The organism is Pseudomonas sp. NPDC007930, from assembly GCF_042958985.1.
Lineage (GTDB): Bacteria > Pseudomonadota > Gammaproteobacteria > Pseudomonadales > Pseudomonadaceae > Aquipseudomonas.
Genome location: NZ_JBIBKC010000017.1, coordinates 60855 through 79943 on the forward strand (window position 1 = coordinate 60855; position 19089 = coordinate 79943).

16 protein-coding genes are annotated in these 19089 nt (G+C 68.0%); 6 read left to right on the plus strand and 10 right to left on the minus strand.

Annotation, left to right across the window (positions count from 1 at the left end; all coding sequences use genetic code 11):
• Positions 1-65: 65 nt before the first annotated feature.
• Complete coding sequence (gene mapR / locus ACFZCE_RS23600) at positions 66-1487, minus strand: GntR family transcriptional regulator MpaR (protein ID WP_390942958.1); 1422 nt, start codon at positions 1485-1487, stop codon at positions 66-68.
• Positions 1488-1577: 90 nt separating this feature from the next.
• The gene (locus tag ACFZCE_RS23605) at positions 1578-2753 is read right to left on the minus strand and encodes an MFS transporter (RefSeq protein ID WP_390942959.1); all 1176 of its coding nucleotides are present in this window, start codon (positions 2751-2753) and stop codon (positions 1578-1580) included.
• 648 nt (positions 2754-3401) lie between these two features.
• Here ACFZCE_RS23605 and ACFZCE_RS23610 point away from each other — a divergent pair.
• From ACFZCE_RS23610 to ACFZCE_RS23620, 3 genes are all read left to right on the plus strand, one after another.
• Positions 3402-4766: a glutamine synthetase family protein gene (locus ACFZCE_RS23610; protein ID WP_390942960.1), complete on the plus strand. Its 1365-nt coding sequence runs from the start codon at positions 3402-3404 to the stop codon at positions 4764-4766.
• A gap of 22 nt (positions 4767-4788) precedes the next feature.
• Complete coding sequence (locus tag ACFZCE_RS23615; RefSeq protein WP_390942961.1) at positions 4789-6096, plus strand: FAD-dependent oxidoreductase; 1308 nt, start codon at positions 4789-4791, stop codon at positions 6094-6096.
• Between the two features lie 286 nt (positions 6097-6382).
• Positions 6383-7267 (plus strand): alpha/beta fold hydrolase, encoded by an 885-nt coding sequence (locus ACFZCE_RS23620; RefSeq protein WP_390942962.1) that lies wholly within the window; start codon positions 6383-6385, stop codon positions 7265-7267.
• A gap of 330 nt (positions 7268-7597) precedes the next feature.
• On the opposite strand, the gene ACFZCE_RS23625 is transcribed toward ACFZCE_RS23620, so the two are convergent.
• The 7 genes from ACFZCE_RS23625 to ACFZCE_RS23655 all read right to left on the minus strand — a co-directional run bounded on the left by ACFZCE_RS23625 (position 7598) and on the right by ACFZCE_RS23655 (position 13237).
• Positions 7598-8449 (minus strand): NAD(P)-binding domain-containing protein, encoded by an 852-nt coding sequence (locus tag ACFZCE_RS23625; RefSeq protein WP_390942963.1) that lies wholly within the window; start codon positions 8447-8449, stop codon positions 7598-7600.
• Positions 8450-8468: 19 nt separating this feature from the next.
• Positions 8469-9182 (minus strand): SDR family oxidoreductase, encoded by a 714-nt coding sequence (bdcA, locus tag ACFZCE_RS23630; RefSeq protein ID WP_390942964.1) that lies wholly within the window; start codon positions 9180-9182, stop codon positions 8469-8471.
• A gap of 241 nt (positions 9183-9423) precedes the next feature.
• Positions 9424-9897: an FAD/FMN-containing dehydrogenase gene (locus ACFZCE_RS23635; RefSeq protein ID WP_390942965.1), complete on the minus strand. Its 474-nt coding sequence runs from the start codon at positions 9895-9897 to the stop codon at positions 9424-9426.
• Between the two features lie 100 nt (positions 9898-9997).
• Positions 9998-10186 (minus strand): carbon storage regulator CsrA, encoded by a 189-nt coding sequence (gene csrA, locus ACFZCE_RS23640; protein ID WP_390942966.1) that lies wholly within the window; start codon positions 10184-10186, stop codon positions 9998-10000.
• A 203-nt stretch (positions 10187-10389) separates the two neighbouring features.
• Positions 10390-10620, minus strand: coding sequence for a hypothetical protein (locus ACFZCE_RS23645; protein WP_390942967.1), 231 nt, complete (start codon positions 10618-10620; stop codon positions 10390-10392).
• A gap of 15 nt (positions 10621-10635) precedes the next feature.
• A complete protein-coding gene (locus ACFZCE_RS23650) occupies positions 10636-12444 on the minus strand; it encodes a glycoside hydrolase family 15 protein (protein WP_390942968.1) in 1809 nt (602 codons plus the stop codon).
• Positions 12437-13237 carry a glucose 1-dehydrogenase gene (locus ACFZCE_RS23655; protein WP_390942969.1) on the minus strand — a complete coding sequence of 267 codons (801 nt, stop codon included), beginning with the start codon at positions 13235-13237 and terminating at the stop codon, positions 12437-12439. Before ACFZCE_RS23655 ends, ACFZCE_RS23650 begins: the two co-directional genes overlap by 8 nt.
• Positions 13238-13350: 113 nt before the next feature.
• On the opposite strand from ACFZCE_RS23655, the gene ACFZCE_RS23660 reads away from it, so the two are divergent.
• A complete protein-coding gene (locus ACFZCE_RS23660) occupies positions 13351-13500 on the plus strand; it encodes a hypothetical protein (protein WP_390942970.1) in 150 nt (49 codons plus the stop codon).
• On the opposite strand, the gene ACFZCE_RS23665 is transcribed toward ACFZCE_RS23660, so the two are convergent.
• The gene (locus ACFZCE_RS23665) at positions 13497-14525 is read right to left on the minus strand and encodes a DNA topoisomerase IB (protein WP_390942971.1); all 1029 of its coding nucleotides are present in this window, start codon (positions 14523-14525) and stop codon (positions 13497-13499) included. The two genes, ACFZCE_RS23660 and ACFZCE_RS23665, sit on opposite strands and share 4 nt — an antisense overlap.
• A 200-nt stretch (positions 14526-14725) precedes the next feature.
• On the opposite strand from ACFZCE_RS23665, the gene ACFZCE_RS23670 reads away from it, so the two are divergent.
• The gene (locus ACFZCE_RS23670; RefSeq protein ID WP_390942972.1) at positions 14726-15352 is read left to right on the plus strand and encodes a response regulator; all 627 of its coding nucleotides are present in this window, start codon (positions 14726-14728) and stop codon (positions 15350-15352) included.
• Positions 15353-15419: 67 nt separating this feature from the next.
• A complete protein-coding gene (locus ACFZCE_RS23675; RefSeq protein WP_390942973.1) occupies positions 15420-18872 on the plus strand; it encodes a transporter substrate-binding domain-containing protein in 3453 nt (1150 codons plus the stop codon).
• Positions 18873-19089 lie beyond the last annotated feature (217 nt).

Here is a 19089-nt window from a genome sequence, read left to right on the forward strand (position 1 = left end):
CCAATTGATGCACAGCGTTGTGTGCCACCTCAGGCGTATCGACCGGGTGTTGAGGCGCAAACGCTTCAAAAGGCCGCGAGCAAGCGCCCCAGCTGTTGCATCGCCTGTTCCGATTCCGCGCCCCAGGGGTGGCCGTGGTTCAGCCGGATGCAGTGGCCAAAGCCCCGGGTGGCGGAGAAAATCGGCCCGGGCGCAAGGCTGATGCCCTGGGCCAGCGCCTCGTTGAACAGGCGCAGCGCATCCACCTGTTCGGGGAACTCGAACCACAGGAAGTACCCACCACTGGGGCGGGTGACCCGCGTGGCCGCGGGAAAATACCGCGCCGCCCCGGCCAACATCGCCTGCTGCTGCGCCTCCAGGCTGTGCCGCAGTTTGCGCAGGTGGCGGTCGTAGCCGCCGTGCTGCAGGTAGTCGGCGATGGCCACCTGGGCCGGCACCGACGGCGAAATAGTGGTCATCAGCTTGAGCTGCATCAGCTTGTTGGCAAAGCGCCCACCGGCCACCCAGCCAACCCGGTAGCCAGGGGCCAGGCTTTTGGAAAACGACCCGCAATGCATGAACAAGCCTTCGCTGTCGTAGCTTTTCAGTGGCCGCGGCGGCTGGTTGCCGTAGTACAGCTCGGCGTAGACGTCGTCTTCGATCAGCGGGATCTGGTGCTGGTGCAGCAGGTCGCTCAAGCGCTGCTTGCGCGCCGGCGCCAGGCTCGCCCCCAGCGGGTTGTGGAAGCTGCTCATGAACCAGCAGGCCTTGATCGGCAGTTGTTCGAGGCAGCGCTGCAGGTGCTCCAGGTCGATGCCGTCGCGCGGGTGCACGGGGATTTCCACCGCTTTGAGCTTGAGCCGTTCGAGTACCTGAAGCGAGGCATAGAACGCCGGTGCCTCGATGGCCACCAGGTCGCCGGGCACGGTGACCGCTTGCAGGCACAGGTTCAGGGCCTCGAGGGCGCCGGTGGTGATCACCAGTTCTTCCATCGGCAGCATCACCCCGCCGAGGGTGTAGCGCAGGGCGATCTGCCGCTTCAGTTCGGCGTTGCCGTCGGTCTGGTCGGCGATCACCTGGCGTGGCGACAGCCGGCGCAGGCCCTGGCCCATGGACTTGGCCAGGCGCCCCAGGGGGAACAGGTCGGCGCTGGGGAAGGCCGAACCGAACGGCACGGTGTGGGGGTCTTTGAGCGACCCCAGCACCGAAAACACCAGCTCGCTGACGCCCACTTCCTGGGCGGTGGTCTGATGCTGGCTCATGCGCGGTTCGGCCAGGCTGCTCTGGGCGTGCTCGCGCACGTAGTAGCCGGAGCGTTCGCGCGCCTGGATCAAGCCGCGGTCTTCAAGCAGGTAATAAGCCTTGAACACCGTGGCCGGGCTGACCGCATAGGTGTTGCAGGCAAGCCGCACCGAGGGCACCCGCGCACCGGGCGCGAGCACGCCGCTGCGGATCAACGCGGCGATCTCATCGGCGAGTTTTTCGTAACGCTTGAGCTTGTGTTGCATCGGTTCGCCCCGTGGCCAATGGGCGAACTATACGGCAAGCGGCCACGGGGCGAAGCGTTTAGCGGGGTGTGAACGCCTATCGAAGGAGGCCTAGCGCTCGGTGCGCGGCCCGGGTTGCCCGGCCAACCTACCCAGCCAACGCCCCAGGCTCACCAGCCACACCGCCAGCGCCACCGCCAGCACCGCCAGCAGCATGCCGTGCACGCCGGTATGGCTGATCAGCCGGCCGGCCAGCGCCGGGAAGCCAAACACCCCGATGAAGTACGCCAGGCTGAACAACAACAGCGCCTGGGCGGTCAGGCCAGGGGGGGCTTCGCTGGCGGCCAGGCCGTTGATCACCGAATAGTTCAGCCCGTAGCCCACCCCCAGCAGCGCTGCGGCCAGCAGGTAGCTGGCGTTGCCCTGCACGCCGCGCGCGAACAGCAGCACCGCCAGCAGTATCAAGCTGGTCAGCAGGGCGGCGGTGGGCAGCGGCGGGCGCTTGACCACCCAGCCGGCGACCAGCAGCCGGCAGGCAATGGCGGCGCCCATGAAGCCCATGAAGAACAGCGAATAATCCACCCCGTGGTCCAGCGCGTAGCGGGTCTGGAAACTGCCCAGCGTGCCGAAAATCGCCCCGCCCAGGCCCACCAGCAGGATCGACCAGCGCGCCGGTGAGCGCAGCACCGCGGCGCTGGCGGCCACGCTCAGGCGCACCGGCCCGGCCGGGCGCTGGCCATCAGCGCCAAGCCGCCAGAAGTACGCCCCGCCGAGCAACGCCGCCGCCCCGGCGCAGGCGAACACCGCCTGCACTGGCCAGCCGGCGCGCCCGGCCAGCGCCCCGAGCAATGGCGCGCTGCCGATGCCGCTGAGCATGCTGCCGGAGAGCAGCGCGAAGCAGTGGGTGCGCCGCGCCGGTTCGACCATCGCCGCGACCATGATCGGCCCCACCGTGTAGAACAGCCCCCAGCCGATCCCCAGCAGCACGCCGCAGGCGGCCAGCGCCGCGCCCACCCCTGGCACCACGGCAAACCCCAGCGAGGCCGCCACCAGGCTGGCCGCGCCCAGCGCGATCGCGCGCGCGGCGCCCAGGCTTTGCAGCGCATGCCCGGATGCGAGTACCGCCAGCAAGGTGCTCACCATCATCACCGCGAACACCTGGCTGGCCTCGGCTTCGCCGGCGCCAAAGGTGTGCACCAGCGGGTTGAGCAGGAAGGTCGCGCCGTACGCCAGCGAGAGCAGGTAGCAGGCGGCGCAGAACAGGGTAAAGGGGCGAGGGGTAGGCACGGCGGGGCTCCAGGGCGTGGGTGAGGCTGTTTTAGCATCTGCCCGCGGCGGCTTGGTGCTGTGTTTACTAATCTGAGCACCGCTGAAGTTGTACCTGAGCCGGCCCTTCGCCCAGCATCCCGGCCGTGCCGTAATGCTGTTCACTTAAGCAATCAGAGATTTCTTCAAATGGTTGTACTGAGCGCATGACCTGACTGGCCCATCGCCCGGCACAGCCGGAGTGCCGGACCACGGCCTCCCACCAGATTTGTGTAAGTACTTGATTTACGGGGCAACACTGAACTGGTGGGAGGCCGGCTGTGCCGGGCGAAGGGCCCTCGAATGTTTAGCCCCAACTAACCCAAGGGTCGCAATCTCCGGGCTTGTTCCGCCCGTGCACTTCATGTGAGCATCCAGGCATGCTTTCGCTCTCGCTCACCTCGCGCCCCTCCACCAGCCCCGTGCGGCCCAAAGCCCGCGCACACGCCGGCGCGAACCCGCTCGTGCATATCATCCTCGCCTTCTGGGCGTTGTGGCACTGCCGCCACGCGCGCCCGCCGGACACCTCGCGCGCCACCCACTAGCACACCGCGGCATGTTTCTTGCCGCGCTTCCTTGTCTGGCCAGCCGCGCCCCAGCGCTGGCCCCGTGCACGCGAGCGAACCGACCATGCACTTTGCACCCCTGAAACACGCGGCGGCCTTTTTGGCCGAGCACCCGGATATCGACCTGTTCGAACTGTTCATCCTCGACGCCAACGGCGTACCCCGCGGCAAGCTGTTGCACCGCGACGAACTGCTGGCGGTGTACCAAAGCGGCCGGCCGCTGCCCAGCACCATCCTCGGCCTGACCCTCAACGGCGACGACGTTGAAAACTCCGGGCTGGTCTGGGAGGTGGGCGACATCGACTGCCGCGCCTACCCGCTGGCGGGCAGCTTGGTCCGCCTGCCCTGGCGCCAGGTGCCAACCGCAGCGCTGCAGGTGAGCATGCACCCGCGTGAAGGCCTGCCGGCCAGCGTGGCGGACCCCCGCCACGTTTTGCTGCGCGCGGTCGAGGCGCTGCAGGCCGACGGTTACCACCCGGTGATGGCCTGCGAGCTGGAGTTCTACCTGCTCGACCGCCAGCCCGACGCCCAGGGCCGGCCGCAGCCGGCGCGGGACGCCGACGGTGGCCGCCCGCGCAGTACCCAGGTGTACGGCCTGCGTGAACTGGAGCAGCTCGAGCCGTTTCTGGCCGACCTGTATGCCGCCTGCAAGGCCCAGGGCATCCCGGCGCGCACGGCGATTTCCGAGTACGCCCCCGGCCAGGTCGAGATCACCCTCGAGCACGGCCCGGCGCTGCAAGCGATGGACCAAGCCGTGCGCTACAAGCGGCTGGTCAAGGGCATCGCCCATGCCCACGGCATGCAGGCGTGCTTCATGGCCAAGCCGTTCGACCACCTGGCCGGCACCGGCATGCACATGCACCTGAGCCTGGCCGATGCCACTGGCCACAACCTGTTCGCCAGCGAAGACCCGGCCGGCACGCCGCTGCTGCGCCAGGCGGTGGCCGGCATGCTCTGCCACCTGCGTGAATCGCTGCTGTTGTTTTGCCCCAACGCCAACTCGTTCCGCCGCTTCCAGGCAAACAGCTACGCACCCCTGGCGCCGACCTGGGGGGTAGACAACCGCACGGTCAGCCTGCGCGTGCCCGGTGGGCCAGCCAACAGCCGGCACGTGGAACACCGCCTCTGTGGCGCCGACGCCAACCCCTACCTGGCCGCCGCGGCCATTCTCGCGGCCAGCCACCGGGGCATTCGCCAGCAACTGGACCCCGGCGCGCCGGTCGAGGGCAACGGCTACGCCCAGGCCACCGAGTACCTGCCTACCGACTGGCTGACCGCCCTTGAGGCGCTGGAGCGGTCGGCCTGGGCGCGCGAGGCGCTGGGCGAGGCGTTCCTCGGTGTATACCTGAAGGTCAAGCGCGCCGAGTACCGGCAGTTCATGGCCGAAGTCAGCGAACAGGATTGGCGCTGGTACCTGCACCAGGCCTGAACCATTGCACACAGGGGTAAGCATGAACGCAATCCATTCACCGGGGCCCGCCGCGCGGGCGCCGTCGTACTACAGCGCCACGCTCAACGACCACACCCAGTACCCACAGCTGCAAGGCACGCAGCAGGCCGACGTGGCGATCATCGGCGGCGGCTTCACCGGCGTGGCCACCGCGTTGGAGCTGGCCGAGCGTGGCCTCAAGGTCGCGCTGATCGAAACCCACCGTATTGGCTGGGGCGCCAGCGGGCGCAACGGCGGCCAGGTCACCGGCAGCCTGTCGGGCGATGAGGCCATGCGCAAGCAGATGCGCCAGCAACTGGGCAGCGAGGTCGACGACTTCATCTGGCAACTGCGCTGGCGCGGCCATCAGATCATCGAGCAGCGAGTGGCGCGTTACGGCATCGCCTGCGACCTCAAGCGCGGCCACCTGCACACTGCCATGAAGCCCGCGCACCTGGTCGAACTGCGCGCCTTCCAGGCCGAGGCCGAACGCCGTGGCATGGGCGCGCAGGTGCAACTGCTCGACCGCGCCGGCGTCGCCGAGCACCTGCAAAGCCCGCTGTACCTGGGCGCCCTGAAAAACCTGCGCAACCTCCACCTGCACCCGCTCAACCTGTGCCTGGGCGAGGCACGCGCCGCCCATGGGCTGGGCGCGCTGATCTTCGAACACTCCGAGGTGCTGGACATCGTCCACGGCCCGCGCCCGGCGGTGGTCACCGCCCAGGGCCGGGTCGAGGCGGCGCAGGTGATGCTTGCCGGCGACGTGTACCACCGGCTGGAACAACGCCAGCTTAAAGGCAAGATCTTTCCCGCCATGGGCGGCATCGTCACCACCGCGCCACTGGGTGCGCTGGCCGAGCAGATCAACCCGCACGACCTCGCCGTGTACGACTGCCGCTTCGTCCTCGACTACTACCGGCTGACCGCCGACAAGCGCCTGCTGTTCGGCGGCGGCGCCAACTATTCGGGCAAGGACTCGCGAGACATCGCCGGCGAGTTGCGGCCGTGCATCGAGCGCACCTTCCCCGCGCTCAAGGGCGTGCCGATCGAGTTCCAGTGGAGCTGCGCGATGGGCATCGTGGTCAACCGCATCCCGCAGGTGGGCAAGCTGTCGCCGAACGTGTGGTACTGCCAGGGGTATTCCGGGCATGGCGTGGCCACCAGCCACATCATGGGCGAGATCATGGCCGAAGCCATGAGCGGCACGCTGGCGCGCTTCGACACCTTCGCCGCTTGCAAGCACGTGCGCGTGCCGATGGGCGACCTGCTCGGCAACCCGCTGCTGGCCGCGGGCATGTGGTACTACGGGTTGCTCGAGAAATTGCGCTGAGGGGGCGGGCCCTTCGCCCGGCACAGCCGGCCTCCCACGGGTTATGTATAGTTACTTAAATCAAGCACTTACACAAATCTGGTGGGAGGCCGGCTGTGCCGGGCGAAGGGCCCTGAAGCTCATGCACAAAATCAGCAGAGCTCACAGATTGATCCGCTCCTCGCCCGGCATCCTTCACGCTTCGTGTTCCGGTGCTTTCCAGCGCCGGCGTTGATCCGCGCCAGCGCGCCGCTATCCTCAACCGCACACTGGCGGTACTTCAGCCGCCCCTGACCGGAGCCCCCACATGTTCAGCGGCTTTACTGAAAAAACCATCGCCCGCGTCAACGGCGTCGATATCGCCTACCGCCAGGGTGGCCACGGCCCCGCGCTGCTGCTGCTCCACGGGCACCCGCAAACCCATGTGATCTGGCACAAGGTCGCGGCGCGGCTGGCGCAGCACTTCACGGTGATCGCCGCCGACCTGCGCGGCTATGGCGACTCTTCCAAGCCGCCGGCCAGCGCCGACCACCGCGAGTATTCAAAACGGGCCATGGCCGAGGACATGGCCGCGCTGATGGCGCAGTTGGGCTTCGAGCGCTTCTCGCTGCTGGCGCATGATCGTGGCGCGCGCGCCGCCCATCGCCTGGCGATGGACCAGCCGGCGAGGGTGCAGCGCTTGGTGTTGCTGGACATCGCGCCGACCCTGGCGATGTACCGGCAAACCACCGAAGCGTTCGCCCGCGCCTATTGGCACTGGTTCTTCCTGATTCGCCCGGCGCCGCTGCCGGAAACCCTGATCGAGGCCTCGCCCGAGGGCTACCTGCGCGCGGTGATGGGCAGCCGCAGCGCCGGGCTTTCACCGTTCACCGCCGAGGCCTGGGCCGAATACCTGCGCAGCCTGGCGGCGCCGGGGGCGGCCAGTGGCCTGTGCGAGGACTACCGCGCCAGCGCTGGCATCGACCTGGAGCACGACCAGGCCGACCGTGACCAGCAGCGCTGCTTGCCGATGCCGCTGTTGGTGCTGTGGGGCGAACAAGGCATCGTCGGCCGCTGCTTCGACCCTTTGCGCGAGTGGCAGGCGGTGGCGCTAGACGTGCGTGGCGGGGCGTTGCCGTGTGGGCATTACATCCCCGAAGAGGCCCCGGAGGCGTTGTTGGAGCAGGCCTTGCCGTTTTTGTTGGCGCCTTGAGTGTTCCCGGCGGATCATTCACGTTTCGTGGTTTCAGCGTCCACTTTTGGCCTATTGATGCGGTAGGGCGTTTGGCAGATCGTGAAGCCTGAACAACCAGCCTGGGCACGGACCACGATGACTACCCCAAGAACCCTCTATCAACGGCCGTGAGGCTGTGCACTTAAGCAATCGAAGCGCTATGGTTTTACCGAGCGCATGACCTGACTGGCCTCTCGCCCGGCACAGCCGGAGTGCCGGACCACGGCCTCCCACCAGATTTATGTAAGTACTTGATTTACTAGATAACACATACCCCGTGGGAGGCCGGCTGTGCCGGGCGAGGGGCCCTTAACCCCGCTCGCTCAAGGTAAACCCCGCCATCACCGACCAATCCCGCTCGCCCAACCCGGCCTCCACCGCGCCGCGCATCTGCCCATGCACCGCCTCGAGCATCGGCAGTTCGCGGCCCAGCCCGGCGGCCAGCTCCCGCGCCAGGCGCAGGTCTTTCAGGCCCAGCGTGGCCTTGAAGCCGGGGTTGTACTCGCCGGCGGCGATCTGCGCCGAATACACCTGGTAGCTGCGGCTGCCGAACAGGGTGCCGAGGATCAGCTCGAAAAACGCCTCGCGGGGCAGGGCATGGCCTTCGGTGAGCACCACCGCCTCGGCCAGCGCCTCGATGGCCATGCCGATCATCATGTTGCAGGCGATCTTCGCCGCGTTTGCCGCCGGCGGGTTCGGGCCCAACGGCCAGATGCGCCCGCCGATCACTTCCAGCAGCGGTTGCGCCACCGCCAACGCCTCCGGCGCGCCCGCGGCGAGCACGTTCAGCTCGCCACGGGCGGCCACATCCGGGCGCCCCAGCACTGGCGCGGCCACGTAGCCCAAGCCAGCCTGCTGGTGCCGCTGCACCAGCTCTTCGGCCAAGGCCAGCGAAACGGTCGACGCCACCACGTGCACCAGCCCTGGCCGCGCCTGGGCCAGCACCCCGGCGTCGAGCAGGGCTTCGCGGATGGCCGCGTCGTCGGCGAGCATGGTCAGCACCACCTCGCCCTGGAAGGCTTCGGCCGGGGTGGCCGCCGGGGTCACGCCGTCAAGGTGCTGCGCGCTACGGTTCCAGGCGGTGACCTGGTGGCCGGCGGCGACCAGGTTCAAGGCCATGGCCCGGCCCATGGCGCCCAGGCCGATGATTCCAATCTGCATGCTGTGCTCCTTGTGAAGGTCAGGCGCCGAAGCCGCCATCGATGGTGTGCATGGCCCCGGTGATGCCGCTGGCATGGGGGCCGGCCAGGTACAGCACCAGCGCGGCAACGTCGGCGGCGCTGCCGTGTTGCTTGAGCGCCATCACGCTGTGCATCAGCTCGGCGTGGGGGCCGCCGGCGGGGTTCATGTCGGTGTCGGTGGGGCCGGGCTGCACCACGTTGACGGTGATCCCACGGGGGCCGAAGTCCCGCGCCAGGCCACGGGCCATGCCCTGCAGGGCGGATTTGCTCAGCGCGTAGGCGGCCAGCCCGGGGAACGGCATGCGGTCGCCGTTGACCGAGCCAATGTGGATGATCCGGCCGCCGTCGCGCATCTGCCGGGCGGCTTCGACCGAGGCGTGGTAGGTGCCGCGCACGTTGATGTCGATCAGCCGGTCGACGTCGTCGGCGGCCAGGCCCAGCGGGTCGCCGCTGAGCAGCACGCCGGCGTTGTACACCAGCACGTCGAGCGGGCCGGCGGCGGCCAGGGTGTTGACCAGCGCCTGGCGGTCGCCGGCGTCGCAGTGCAGGGCCTGGCTGGCGGTTTCTTGCGCCAGGGCGTGGGCCGCCGCGGCGGAGCCGGCATAGGTGAAGCGCACCTGGGCGCCCTGGGCGGCGAAGGCCCTGACGATGGCCGCGCCAATGCCGCGGCTGCCACCGATGACCATGACCTGTTGTGGGGAGGATGTACGCATGAGGGGAGGGCCTCGGGTTATTTAATTAGCGGCCACTATATTTTTGATCGAGGGCAGGATCAATCTAAAATTTAGTGGGTACTAATTAAATAATCGGGAGATTCAGTGCATGAGCTTCAGGGCCCTTCGCCCGGCACAGCCGGCCTCCCACCAGATTTGTGTAAGCCATTGATTTACGAGGCAATACACAACCCGTGGGAGGCCGTGGTCTGGCACTCCGGCTGTGCCGGGCGATGGGCCGTTACTGCCCCGCCTGCTCCAGCGCCTGGCGCAAACCCTCGGCATCGGTGAACACCTTCTGCTCCACCAGCTTGCCGTCGGCCACCCGCAGCCACTGCACGCTGTCGCGGGCGCCGTCGTAGCGGCTGGCCACGCGGCCTTCGCGGTCGAGCAGGATGCGGTAGTGGGCCGAGCGCATCGCCGGGATCGCCACGGCGTTGGCGATGATCGTTGGCATGTGCTCGATGTCGGCCACGTACGCGGCATGGCGGGCTTCAAGGTAGCCTTCGGGCTGGGTTTTGATCGCCGCGTCGACCAGCTTGGCGGCGTCCATGCTGCGCGCCACCAGCAGCAGCTGGGTGTCGCTGCCGAAGGTAAAGGGTTTATCGAACTGGTCGAGGAGGGTCCAGGGCGCCAGGGGCTGGCCGGTTTCCAGGGCGTGGGCCGCGAGGGGCAGGCACAACAGGCACGTCAACAGGGCGTGTCGCAGTGGCATGGAAGGCGATCCAAAGGGGCCGGGCGGTGCCCGCGAGGGGCATCCGGCTCAGAAAAGGGTAGAACGGCGGGCAGGCCGGGGTAGGGTGAAACCGAGTGGGTTATTCGGCTTTTTCCGGGGCGGGGGTACCGGCCTGGATGCGTTTGAAGATTTCTTCGCGGTGCACTTGCACGTCTTTGGGCGCGTCGATACCGATGCGCACCTGCATGCCTTTCACGCCGAGGATGGTGATCTTGATGTCGTCGTTGATAACGATGCTTTCGCCGCATTTGCGCGTGAGAATCAGCATGTAATGCTCCTTGGTTCCTTGCTGGGGGGCGTGCCTGAAGGCGTTGGTCCTGACCAACAGACGCGCTTATCCACGATTAATTCCGCCATGCTCCGGTTTGTTTCAAGACAACTCGGTTAAGAATAGAGGAAATGGCTGACAGCAGTATCGCCTGTATCAGCCATTTCCGCCTAGCTGGTGTGGATGAATTGTTTCAATTGGCACTATTGAAGCGAGCGTGCCGCTTCAACCCCGGCGGCGCTGAGCTTGATCGGATAATGCAACGGGGTTTTGCTGGCCTGCACCCAGCCACGTTGCTGCAGGGTTTCGACGCAGGCGGCCACCTCCTGCTCGCCGCGGTAGTTGTCGAGGATTTCCTTGCCCAGGCCCGAGGGGTGGGCGTGCAGCAAGCGGGTGAGGATGGCCTGTTCCAGGGTGGTGTCGTCGTCAGCCATGGGGGTTCTCCTGTTTCAGGGTTGCCAGTGGGTACGTTCGCCACTGAGTTTGCGCTCCAGAAAACTGGCCGCGCTGATCATCGCCAGGTGGCTCAGCGCCTGGGGTGTGTTGCCCAGGTGGTGGCCGTGGCGGTCGAATTCTTCGGCGTACAGCCCCAATGGGCTGGCATAGCGCAGTAGCTGCTCGAACTCCAGGTGGGCCTTGGCCACCTGGCCGGCCCGCGCCAGGCACTCGATGTACCAGAACGAACAGGCGGTGAAGGCGCCTTCGTCGCCGCCCAGGCCGTCGCTGCTGCGGTAACGGTAGACCATGCCGTCGCGCACCAGGGTGCGCTCGATGGCCGCGAGGGTTGCCAACCATTGCGGGTCGGAGGCGCCGACGAAGCGCACCAGCGGCATCAGCAGCAGCGCGGCGTCGAGTTCGGTGCCGCCGCGGCTTTGCACGAAGTGGCCGCGCTCGGCGTTCCAGAAGTGTTGCCAGATGTCATCGTGGATCGCCTGGCGCTGGCGGTCCCACTCGCTGAAGGGGGCCGGCAGCGAACGTTTTTCCGCCAGGCGGATGGCCCGGTCGAGGGCCACCCAGCACATCAGCCGCGAATGCAAAAAGTGCCGCGGCGCATCGCGCATCTCCCAAATGCCCACGTCGGGCTCGTGCCAGTGTTCACACACGTAGTCCACCAACTGCCGGCAGCTTTGCCAGCCCTGGTGGCTGATCGCTTCGCCGTACTTGTTGGCCAAATACACCGCGTCGAGCAGTTCGCCGTAGATGTCGAGCTGCTTTTGCTGGTAGGCCTGGTTGCCGATGCGCACCGGTTGCGAGCCGCGGTAGCCGGCCAGGTGGGGCAGTTGTGCCTCGGGTATCTGCTCACGGCCGGCGGCGCTGTACATCAGCCGCAGCGGCTTGTGTTCGCCGCAGCAGTCGCTGGCCCGCTCACGCACCCAGTGCACGTAGGCGTTGGCCTCGTCGGTAAAGCCCAGGCGCATGAACGCGTACACGGTGAACGACGCATCGCGGATCCAGGTGTAGCGGTAGTCCCAATTGCGCGCGCCACCCAGCGCCTCGGGCAGGCCAAAGGTGGCGGCGGCGAGGATGCCGCCGTGCTTGCGCGAGGTGAGCAGCTTCAGCGCCAGCGCCGAACGCTCGACCTGCTCGCGCCAGCGGCCGCGATACCGCGAGGCCGCCAGCCATTGCCGCCAGTAGCCGAGGGTGTCTTCCAGGCATTGGCTGGCGTGGCCGGCCTGTACCAACGGGTCATCCTCGGCGCCGAGGATGAACTCGGCGCAGTCGCCCTCGTTCATCTGCCATTCGGCCAGCGCGCAGCCATCCTCGGCGCGCAGCGGCACGCTGGCGGCCAGGCGCACGGTGGGCTGGCCGGGCGCGCTGAACAGCACGGTTTCACCCTCGGCCTCGGCGCGGGTGTGGGCGCGGTGGTAGTCGTGGCGCACCCGGCAGCAGGCACTCAGGGCCACGCTGCCGTTGATCACCCGCACCTGCCGCACCAGCCGCGGGCAGGCATCGGGGTCTACCGTGATCGGCATCAGGTCGGTGACTTCGACCACCGCCTCGGCGCCAATCCAGCGGGTGCGCAGCACGTTGCTGCCAGGCAGGTAGATTTGCAGCTGGCGCGCCCCAGGCAGTGCCGGCCGCAGGCTGAAGCAGCCGTCTTCGGGGCTGCCCAGCAACGAGCAGAACAGGCTGGGGCTGTCGAAATCCGGCCAGCAGAAGAAATCCACGTTGCCGTCGTCGGCCACCAGCGCGGCGCTGCGCATGTTGCCGATGATGCCGTGGCGTTCGATCGGTACCGCCGCACTGCGCTCAGCCATTGCCACGGAACCCTGGGTACAGGCTCATGCCGCCATCGATGAACAGCGTGGTGCCGTGCACGTAGTCAGAGAGGTCGCTGGCCAGCCACAGCACTGCGTTGGCCACGTCGCGGGCCTCGCCGATGCGCCCGTAGGGGATCAGCTCGAGCAACTGCTTGCCGGCCTCGCCCTGGGTGTTCTCGGCGTTGATGGCGGTGGCGATGGCGCCCGGGGCCACGGCGTTGACGCGAATGCGCTGCTCGCCCACTTCCTGGGCGATGCTGCGCATCAGCAGGTCGATGCCGCCCTTGGAGGCGGCGTAGTTGGCGTGGCCGGCCCAGGGGATCAACTGGTGCACCGAGCTCATGTGGATGATCTTGCCGTGGGCCCGGCTCAGCCATGGCCGCGGGCCTTGGCGCTGGAACTGGCGCAGCGCGGCGCGGGCGCAGAGGAACTGCCCGGTAAGGTTGACGTTGATCACCGTGTTCCAGTCTTGCAGGGTCATCTCGGCGGTGGCGGCGTCTTTTTGCAGGCCGGAGTTGGCCACCAGTACGTCGACCGCGCCAAAGGCGTTTACCGCCGCCTCGAACAGCCGCTCGACGTCGTGCTCCTGGGACACATCCGCGCCCACCGCGATCGCCCGGCCGCCGTTGTCGCGGATCTTCGCCGCCAAGGCCTCGGCGGGTTCGCCATGGCTGTGGTAGTTGATCACCACCCAGGCGCCGGCCTCGGCCAGTGCCTCGGCGCAGGCGTAGCCCAGCCCGGAGCTGGCGCCGGTCACCAGGGCGACCTGTTTGTCCAATGTGAGGTTCATGCCGTTGGCCCTTGTGCGGATACCTAAAGGTGACTGCGCGCCGCGCGGGCAAGTTCACAAACTAATCGGCGCCTGGGCCGGTCAAAGCCTTACAACTCGAACAGGAGACCGTGATGGACAAGCCCTCGCAACGTGAAGACCTCGACCACAAGCCGGAAAACGCCGGCAAGGTGGGCGGCGAGCACAAGAAGATCAACCAACAGGGCGAACACCCCCGCGACCGCGAGCCAGACACCACCTCGCAGCCGGCCAAGCCTGACTAGGCGGTGGCCTCGGCCACCTCGACCATCCCTTCGAGGAAGGTCGCCAGCGCCACCTCTTCAAGCCGCAGCCCTTGGCGTTGGCGCGGCTTGGGCAGCTTGGCCAGCTCGCCGAGGGCGAAGCGCTCCAGCACCGCCGGGTGGATATAACAGCGCCGGCACACCGCCGGGGTATTGCCCAGCGCCCGCGCCACCTCCTTGACCATGCCGACGATGTGCTGCTTGGCCTGGGCCTCGGGTTGCCAGTGCAGCTCGCGGAGCATCGCCAGCGCCAGCGCGGTGCCGGCCCAGGTGCGGTAGTCCTTGGCGGTGAAGTCGCTGCCGTGCAGGGTTTTCAGGTATTCGTTCACATCGTGGGAGCTGACCGTGTGGCGTTGGCCGGCGTCGTCCAGGTACTGGAACAGGTGCTGGCCGGGCAGCTCCTGGCAGCGCCGGATCAACCGTGCCAGGCGTTTGTCGGTCAGGCGCACGGCGTGCTCCACGCCGCTCTTGCCGCGAAAGTGGAACTCCACCGCGCTGCCCTTTACCTCCACGTGCTTGCTCAGCAGGGTGGTCAGCCCATAGCTTTTGTTGTCGCGGGCGTATTGGCTGTTGCCCACGCGGATCAGCGTTTGGTCGAGCAGGGTGATCACCAGCGCCATGACCTTTTCCCGGGCCATGCCGGGGGTGGCCAGGTGCGCCTCGAGCTGCTTGCGCACCTTCGGCAGGCTCAGGCCGAAATCGCGCAGCCGGGCGTACTTGTCGGCGTCACGCACCTCGCGCCAGCGGGGGTGGTAGCGGTACTGCTTGCGCCCCCGGGCGTCGCGGCCGGTGGCCTGCAGGTGGCCGTTGGGGTCGGGGCAGATCCACACGTCCTTGTAGGCGGGGGGGATGGCCAGGGCGTTGATCTGCTTGACCCGCTCGGCGTCGCGCACACGCTCGCCGCTGGGCTCGAAGTAGGCGAAGTGGCCGCGCAGGGTGCGCCGGGTCAGGCCCGGTTGGCTGTCGTCAACGTAATGCAGGCCGGCGGGCAGGTCGAGGTCTGGCATTGCAATATTCCGTTGCTATTTCACCAATGGACTGCCCGGCGCGGTGAAAAGTCTTGGAAAAATTCCGCCCACTTATCGACTGTGCCGATAAGAAATTACCCACTTTCCTACAGCAATTGCTGAAAAGTCCTACAGCTTCAGCCCTCGATGGCTTTTCATAATTGCGCTCCCCATTGCACCCGTGTGCCAAGGAGAGCGCCATGTACACAGCCATGATCGTCGACGATCATCCGTTTATCCGTGCCAGTGTCAGCCTGTTGCTGGAGCAGCAGAGAGTTCATGTGGTGGCCGAGGCCGAAAGCGGCCGCGAGGCCGTGCAACTGGCCCGCGAGCACCGCCCCGACCTCGCCATCGTCGACCTGTCGATGCCCCAACTCGATGGCCTGGCGGCGATCCAGCGGCTGAAGCTGCTCGACCTGCCGATGCGCATTCTGGTGCTGACGTCGCAGCCGGCGGAGTTCTACTCGATCCGCTGCATGCGCGCCGGGGCCATGGGCTATGTGTCCAAGCGCGACGACCTGGCCGAGCTGCGCAACGCCGTGCAGGCGGTGCTCGGTGGCTTTCATTACTTCCCCAACGTGACCCACAGCTCGGTGAACCGCCATGAAATGCGTAGCAACGAGCGGGAACTGCTGGCGTCGTTGAGCGACCGCGAGCTGATGGTGCTGCACCACCTGGCGCGCGGCTTCAACAACAAGGACACCGCCGCCAACCTGGCGCTGTCGATCAAGACCGTGAGCAGCTACAAGCACCGCTTGTTGACCAAGCTCAAGGTGTCTTCACTGGTGGCGCTGGCAGACATTGCCAAACGCCATGCGTTGTCCTGACATGCGCCGGGTTATCTGGCTGGGCCTGCTGCTGGTATGCGCGGGCTGGGCGGCACAGGCCACCGCCATGACACTGAACAACCGGGTCAAGGCCCCGGCGGCGCTGCAGGCGCGGCTGCTGCTGAGCGAGGCAGACCGCCAATGGCTGGCCGAACGGCAACGCCTGCGGGTGGGAGTGAGCGAGGTCGACCTGCCGCCGTTCGAACTGGCCGGCAACGGCGCCGAGTACGAAGGGCTGAGCGCCGACACCATGGCGGCGCTGGCGCAGATGCTCGGGCTGCGCGTTGAGCTGGTCCCCCTGGCCAGCCGCGAGCAGGCCTATGCGGCCCTGGCCGGTGGGCGCATCGACCTGCTCGGCAGCGCCAACGCCCACGAGGCCCACGCCCACGGCGCGCGGCTGAGCCTGCCGTACGTGCCGGACCAAGCCGCGCTGGTGCGGCGCACCGACGACAACGGCAGCGCCCGCCCGGGTGGCCTGCGCCTGGCGATGCTCGCTGACTACCTGCCGCGGGAAACCGTGCAGGCGTTGTACCCGGGAGCGCGGGTGCAGGTGTACGGCTCGCTGCTGGCGGCGCTGGGCGCGGTGTCGTTCGGCCAGGCCGACGCGGCCCTGGGCAACACCCTGGCGCTGCGTGCCCAGCTCAACCGCAGCCAGTTCAACAACCTGCGCCTGGCGCAGTTTCCGCCGGCCGGCTCCGAGGGCCTGGGGTTGGCGCTGAACCCCGGCGAGGCGCAACTGGCGCGGCTGCTCGACGCTGCGCTGGAGGCCCTGGGTGAGCCGTGGCGCCTGCGCCTGCTGCGCGGCTGGGGCCTGAACACCCAGGAAAGCCCCGAGCCGCGGGTGCTGCTCAGCGACGCCGAGCGCGCCTGGGTGGGCCGCCACCCGCGGGTGCGGGTGGCGCTCAACAGCCACTATGTGCCGGTGGCCTGGTTCGATGAGCAACAGCAATTGCGCGGTATCGCCGGCGACGTGCTGAGCCGCATCAGCCAGCTCACCGGGCTGGAGTTCGTGCCGGTGCCGCAGCCGAACCTGCCGGGGCTGCTGGGCGCGGTAGAGCGCGGCGAGGCCGATATGGCCGCCAGCGTGCCGGCCACCGAGGCCTTGCGCGAGCACCTGCGCTTCAGCCGGCCGTGGCTGGCGAGCAGCCAGGTGCTGGTCACCCGCGCTGAAGCGCCGGCCTTGCAGGGCCTCAGCGAACTGCAGGGCAAGCGCCTGGCGATCCCCCAGAGCAGCCCGTCGTTCCAGGCCGTGGCAGTGCTCGCCCCGGGAGTGGAGCGGCACCTGGCCGGGGGCGATGCCGACTCGCTGGCGCGGGTCGCCGGCGGCCAGGTGGATGCCGCGCTGTTGCCGCTGATCAGCGCCCGCGCGTTGATTGCCCGCGACTACAACGGCCAGTTGAAGATCGACACCCCGCTGGCGGTGGCGCCGGTGCGCTACCGCTTCGCGCTGCCGGCCGAGGCCGCCACCCTGCAGGGCATTCTCGACAAGGCCCTGGCCAGCCTCAGCGTGCAGGAGCTCGAGAGCATCAGCCACCGTTGGCGTGGCGACATCACCGTGGGCGTGTCGCCCTGGCCGCACTACGCGCTGTGGATCGTGCTTGGCCTGGTCGGCAGCCTGGCGCTGTTCGCGCTGGCCATGGGCTGCCTCGACTACCAGCGCCGGCTGATCCGCGAGCGCCGCCAGGTCGAGGCGCGGCTCACCGACCAGTTGGAGTTCATGCGGGTGATGATCGACGGCACCCCGCACCCGTTGTACGTGCGTGACCGCGAGGGCCGCCTGCTCAACTGCAACGCCAGCTACCTGCAAGCGCTGGGGGTGACCCGCGAACAGGTGATCGGCCGCCGTTCAGAGGGCAGCGTGCCGCTGGTCGGCGGCCAAAGCCAGGCGTTCGAGGCGCTCTACCGCGACGCCATCGCCACCGGTGAGCCGGTGGTCGGGGACCGCCGCATCACCCTGCGTGGCGGGCCGGAGCTGACCATCTACCACTGGCTGCTGCCGTACCGCGACCACGACGGCGAGGCCGCCGGGCTGATTTGCGGCTGGGTCGATGTGACCGACCGGCAAAAGCTCTTCGAAGAGCTGCACGCCGCGATGGAAGTGGCCGACGCCGCCAACCAGGCCAAAACCCGCTTCCTCGCCACCGCCAGCCATGAGATCCGCACGCCGATGAACGCGGTGCTGGGCATGCTCGAACTGGCCCGCCGGCATGCCGAGCAAGGCCAGCTCAACTGCCTGGCGCTGGAGGTGGCCACCGAGGCCGCCAAGGGCTTGCTGGAACTGCTCAACGATGTGCTCGACGTGACCCGCCTGGAGTCTGGCCACCTGGCCCTGCAGCCGCAGCCGCTGCGGCTCGACCGGTTGGTGGCCAATGGCGTGCACCTGTTCCAGCCCCAGGCCCGGCAAAAGGGCCTGAGCCTGAGCTGGGAAGGCCCGGCCGAGCCGCTGGGGGTGATGGCCGACCCGGTGCGCCTGCGCCAGGTGCTGAGCAACCTGCTGAGCAACGCGATCAAGTTCACCGAGCGCGGCGAGGTGCAGGTGAGCGTGCAGGCGCGGGCCTCGGGCGACAGCCTGCATGTGCGGCTGTGGGTCACAGACACCGGCATCGGCATTCCCGAAGCCGACATCGCTCGGCTTGGCCAGCCTTACTGCCAGGCCAGCAACCACGGCCAAGGCGGGCGCGCCGGGGCGGGCCTGGGGCTGAGTATCAGCCAGAAGCTGTGCGAGCTGATGGGCGGCCGCCTGCGCCTGCGCAGCACGCTGGGGCAGGGCACCTGTGCCCAGGTGAGCCTGCGCCTGCCGCGCTGCCAAGTGCCTGGCGAGCCGGCGCTGGCCGCCTGGCAGGCGCCGCACGCGCCGCAACCGCTAGACATCCTGGTGATCGACGACTACCCGCCGAACCGCCTGCTGCTCGACCAGCAACTGCGTTACCTGGGCCACCGGGTGATCCTCGCCGAGAGCGCCCAGGCCGGGCTGGCGGCCTGGCGCGCCGGGCGCTACGACCGGGTGATCTGCGATTGCAACATGCCCGGCATGAGCGGCTGCGAACTGGCCCAGGCGCTGCGTGCCGAAGAGCGCCAAGGCGGCCGCGCGCCGGTGCGCCTGCTTGGTTACACCGCCGACCCCAGCCCGGCGCTGGCCAGGCAATGCCTGGCGGCGGGCATGGACCAATGCCTGGTCAAGCCGCTGGGCCTTGCCGAGCTGGCCGAAGCACTGGCCGCGCCGGATGCCCAGCCGGCCGATGCCGATGCGTTGTTCGACGGCCAATCGCTGTGGCGCATGAGTGGCGGTGACGACCAGGGTGCCGAGCAACTGCGGCAAAGCCTGCTGGCCAGCCTGCGCGCCGACCTTGCCCAACTGCGCGAGGTCGGCGCCGCCAGCGACGTGGTCCACCGGGTGCTGGGCGGCGCGCGCATCATCAAGGCCCAGGCGCTGATCGATGCCTGCGAAGCGGCGCGCGAGGACCCCGCGCAGGTGGCGGGGTTGATTGGCAGTATCGAGGCGTTGATCGAAGCGTTGTGAGGGGGTGAGGGCCCCTCGCCCGGCACAGCCGGAGTGCCGGACCACGGCCTCCCACCAGACTTGTGTGGTCTTTGATTTCCAAGGCAACACAGAACTGGTGGGAGATTCTATGGTTTTAAGCCAGTGAGCTGATCCGTTTCCTGTGGCGACATCACTTCACCTTCCGCCTTTTACGGCGGGTTACTTTTGGTTTCGCCCAAAAGTAACCAAAAGGCAT

What these genes read in the sequence shown, in the direction of transcription:
- mapR (WP_390942958.1), bottom strand. Translation starts at nt 1,487, where the DNA reads ATGCAACACAAGCTCAAGCGTTACGAAAAACTCGCCGATGAGATCGCC.
- ACFZCE_RS23610 (WP_390942960.1), top strand. Translation starts at nt 3,402, where the DNA reads ATGCACTTTGCACCCCTGAAACACGCGGCGGCCTTTTTGGCCGAGCAC.
- ACFZCE_RS23615 (WP_390942961.1), top strand. Translation starts at nt 4,789, where the DNA reads ATGAACGCAATCCATTCACCGGGGCCCGCCGCGCGGGCGCCGTCGTAC.
- ACFZCE_RS23620 (WP_390942962.1), top strand. Translation starts at nt 6,383, where the DNA reads ATGTTCAGCGGCTTTACTGAAAAAACCATCGCCCGCGTCAACGGCGTC.
- ACFZCE_RS23625 (WP_390942963.1), bottom strand. Translation starts at nt 8,449, where the DNA reads ATGCAGATTGGAATCATCGGCCTGGGCGCCATGGGCCGGGCCATGGCC.
- bdcA (WP_390942964.1), bottom strand. Translation starts at nt 9,182, where the DNA reads ATGCGTACATCCTCCCCACAACAGGTCATGGTCATCGGTGGCAGCCGC.
- ACFZCE_RS23635 (WP_390942965.1), bottom strand. Translation starts at nt 9,897, where the DNA reads ATGCCACTGCGACACGCCCTGTTGACGTGCCTGTTGTGCCTGCCCCTC.
- csrA (WP_390942966.1), bottom strand. Translation starts at nt 10,186, where the DNA reads ATGCTGATTCTCACGCGCAAATGCGGCGAAAGCATCGTTATCAACGAC.
- ACFZCE_RS23645 (WP_390942967.1), bottom strand. Translation starts at nt 10,620, where the DNA reads ATGGCTGACGACGACACCACCCTGGAACAGGCCATCCTCACCCGCTTG.
- ACFZCE_RS23650 (WP_390942968.1), bottom strand. Translation starts at nt 12,444, where the DNA reads ATGGCTGAGCGCAGTGCGGCGGTACCGATCGAACGCCACGGCATCATC.
- ACFZCE_RS23655 (WP_390942969.1), bottom strand. Translation starts at nt 13,237, where the DNA reads ATGAACCTCACATTGGACAAACAGGTCGCCCTGGTGACCGGCGCCAGC.
- ACFZCE_RS23660 (WP_390942970.1), top strand. Translation starts at nt 13,351, where the DNA reads ATGGACAAGCCCTCGCAACGTGAAGACCTCGACCACAAGCCGGAAAAC.
- ACFZCE_RS23665 (WP_390942971.1), bottom strand. Translation starts at nt 14,525, where the DNA reads ATGCCAGACCTCGACCTGCCCGCCGGCCTGCATTACGTTGACGACAGC.
- ACFZCE_RS23670 (WP_390942972.1), top strand. Translation starts at nt 14,726, where the DNA reads ATGTACACAGCCATGATCGTCGACGATCATCCGTTTATCCGTGCCAGT.
- ACFZCE_RS23675 (WP_390942973.1), top strand. Translation starts at nt 15,420, where the DNA reads ATGACACTGAACAACCGGGTCAAGGCCCCGGCGGCGCTGCAGGCGCGG.